Source organism: Mesorhizobium sp. M7A.F.Ca.CA.004.04.2.1, from assembly GCF_004022825.1.
Taxonomy (GTDB): Bacteria; Pseudomonadota; Alphaproteobacteria; order Rhizobiales; family Rhizobiaceae; genus Mesorhizobium.
Genome location: NZ_RZPH01000912.1, coordinates 1 through 2,466, shown reverse-complemented (window position 1 = coordinate 2,466; position 2,466 = coordinate 1). Strand labels below are relative to the sequence as shown.

The 2,466-nt window shown below is 64.2% G+C and carries 5 protein-coding genes; all 5 read left to right on the top strand.

Annotation, left to right across the window (positions count from 1 at the left end):
* The coding region (locus EN893_RS29085; RefSeq protein WP_348632522.1) for an NAD(P)H-dependent glycerol-3-phosphate dehydrogenase at nt 1–448 on the top strand (448 nt) is incomplete at its 5' end.
* A gap of 32 nt (nt 449–480) precedes the next feature.
* A complete protein-coding gene (locus tag EN893_RS29080) occupies nt 481–777 on the top strand; it encodes a YciI-like protein (RefSeq protein ID WP_127269714.1) in 297 nt (98 codons plus the stop codon).
* Between the two features lie 37 nt (nt 778–814).
* On the top strand, nt 815–1,240 hold the full coding sequence (locus tag EN893_RS29075) for an EVE domain-containing protein (protein WP_023811233.1): 426 nt from the start codon (nt 815–817) through the stop codon (nt 1,238–1,240).
* Complete coding sequence (locus EN893_RS29070) at nt 1,195–1,893, top strand: methyltransferase (RefSeq protein WP_206517149.1); 699 nt, start codon at nt 1,195–1,197, stop codon at nt 1,891–1,893. Before EN893_RS29075 ends, EN893_RS29070 begins: the two co-directional genes overlap by 46 nt.
* A 50-nt stretch (nt 1,894–1,943) precedes the next feature.
* Nucleotides 1,944–2,360, top strand: coding sequence for a DUF1761 domain-containing protein (locus EN893_RS29065; RefSeq protein ID WP_127269716.1), 417 nt, complete (start codon nt 1,944–1,946; stop codon nt 2,358–2,360).
* Nucleotides 2,361–2,466: the final 106 nt, after the last annotated feature.

Sequence of the window (2,466 nt, the reverse complement as noted above, 5' to 3'; positions counted from 1 at the left end):
GATCGGCGTCGAGATCGGCGGCGCCTTGAAGAACGTCTTTGCCATTGCCGCAGGTGCCGTCACTGGCGCGGGTCTCGGTGCCAGCGCCCAGGCCGCCATGGTGACGCGCGGCTTTGTCGAGCTGCGCCGCATCGGCGCTGCCTTCGGCGCCAGGCCCGAAACGCTGATGGGGCTGTCCGGCCTTGGCGACCTGCTGCTGACCTGCTCGTCCACCCAGTCGCGCAATTTCGCCTATGGCCTGGCGCTCGGCCAAGGCAAGCCGCTTGCCGGATTGCCGCTCGCCGAAGGCGTGCCGACGGCGGCGATCGCTGCCCGCATCGCCACCGCGCGCAACATCGACGCGCCGATCATTGCCGCCGTCGCCTCCATACTGGACGGTGCCATCACCGTCCGGCAGGCTGTGACGGCCTTGATGACCCGGCCGCTGAAGACCGAAACCAACGATTGATCCCCACGACTTTGAACGATCAGGAGAAAAAGATGCTGTTTGCTGTGATTTGCAAGGACAAGCCCGGAAGCCTGCAGGTGCGCCTCGACACGCGGCCCGAGCATATCGCCTTTCTCGAAGGGTTGAACGGCGACAAGAAGCTGGCCTTCGCCGGTCCGTTCCTTGATGCCGAGGGCAAGCCCAATGGCAGCCTCGTGGTCGTCGAAGCGTCCGACCTGGCTGGCGCCCAGGCTCTTTCGGCGGCCGACCCCTACGCCAAGGCCGGGCTGTTCGAAAGCGTCGAAATCCGCCCGTGGAACTGGACGTTCAACAAGCCGGCGGCTAGTTAATCCCGGTCGCCCGCGCGACGCCTAGGAGGAGAAAGACATGAACTACTGGCTGTTCAAATCCGAGCCATTCAAGTTCTCCTTCGAGATGCTGAAGGCCAAGGGCAAGGCCGGCACGCAATGGGACGGCGTGCGCAACTACGCCGCGCGCAACAACATGAAGGCGATGCAGATCGGCGATCTCGGCTTCTTCTACCATTCCAACGAGGGGCTGAACGTCGTCGGCATCGCTGAAGTCTGCGCGCTTGCCCATCCCGACACCACCTCGGACGATCCGCGCTGGGAATGCGTCGACATCCGCGCCGTAAGGGATGTGCCGAACCCGCCGACGCTGGAGCAGGTCAAGGCCAATCCGAAGCTTGCCGACATGGCGCTGGTGCGGCTCGGCCGGCTTTCCGTGCAGCCGGTGACGCCGGCCGAATGGAAGGAAGTCTGCCGCATGGGCGGCTTGACGCCGGCTCCGTGACGGCGCTGACGCCCAACAGCGCGAGGCAATTCATTCTCGACAACACGGCGCTGATGGCGCCGCCGCACGTCCCGGAGATCCTGCTTCATCTTGCCGACGAAGCGCATGATTTGTGGCAGCGGACCGAGGATGAGCTGGTCGAGATCGGCCTGCCACCGCCTTTCTGGGCCTTTGCCTGGGCCGGCGGCCAGGGCCTTGCCCGCTATGTCCTGGACAATCCCGGCACGGCGCGGGGCAAGCGTGTGCTCGACTTCGCTTCCGGCTCCGGCCTTGTCGCCATCGCTGCCGCCAAGGCAGGTGCCGCCAAGGTGATCGCAACCGACATCGATCCGTTCTGTGCCACCGCGATCCGGCTCAACAGCGAGATCAACGGTGTCGGGACCGAATTCCTCGGCACGGATTGCATCGGCACCGATGCAGGTTGGGACGTGGTCCTGGCCGGTGATGTTTTCTACGACAAATCTTTCGCGGACCGGCTGATGCCATGGTTCGCAACGCTGAAGGCGCGCGGCGCCGAGATCCTCGTCGGCGATCCCGGACGGTCGTATCTGCCGAAGGCAGGGCTGGAGCCGCTTTCTGTGTATGAAGTGGCCGTCACGCGGGCGCTGGAGGATGCGCTGGTCAAGCGCACGACGGTCTGGCGGTTCGCTTGACGCGATCGCCGAACAGGCGTTCCATCACATACAGATCAGAGGGGGAGCTCATGGATTTTTCAGCAGTGAACTGGCTGGCGGTGGTCGCTGCCGCGATCGCCGCGTGGCTGTTCGGCGCCGCTTGGTACATGGGCCTGAGCAAGGCGTGGCTGAAGGCCGCCAAGCTCGATCCGGCGATGATGAAGAAGTCGCCGCTGCCCTTCGTCATCAGCTTCATCGCCGAACTGGTCATGGCCACCATATTGGCCCTGGTCGTCGGCGCGATGACCGGCGGCGAGCCGACATGGATCGCCGGACTTGTCTTCGGCTTCGTGCTCTGGCTGGGTTTCGTCGCCACGACGCTCTCGGTCAATCACCGCTACGAGAATTTCGGCTGGGACCTGACCCTCATCGACGGCGGCCACTGGCTCGGCGTGCTGCTGATCATCGGCGCCGTGATCGGCTGGTTCGGCGCGGCGGCAACCTGATCAAGAAGGAGTAGGGCAGTAAGGCAGTAGGAAATAGGGGCAGACGGAATCGACGCAAATCCCTACAGAATAGAGGGAAGGTACAAGGGGGAAAAGGGAGAAACGA

Bases quoted from the DNA above. Each gene is read 5' to 3' on its own strand.
- EN893_RS29070 (WP_206517149.1), top strand. From the start codon at position 1,195: ATGGAAGGAAGTCTGCCGCATGGGCGGCTTGACGCCGGCTCCGTGACG.
- EN893_RS29075 (WP_023811233.1), top strand. From the start codon at position 815: ATGAACTACTGGCTGTTCAAATCCGAGCCATTCAAGTTCTCCTTCGAG.
- EN893_RS29080 (WP_127269714.1), top strand. From the start codon at position 481: ATGCTGTTTGCTGTGATTTGCAAGGACAAGCCCGGAAGCCTGCAGGTG.
- EN893_RS29065 (WP_127269716.1), top strand. From the start codon at position 1,944: ATGGATTTTTCAGCAGTGAACTGGCTGGCGGTGGTCGCTGCCGCGATC.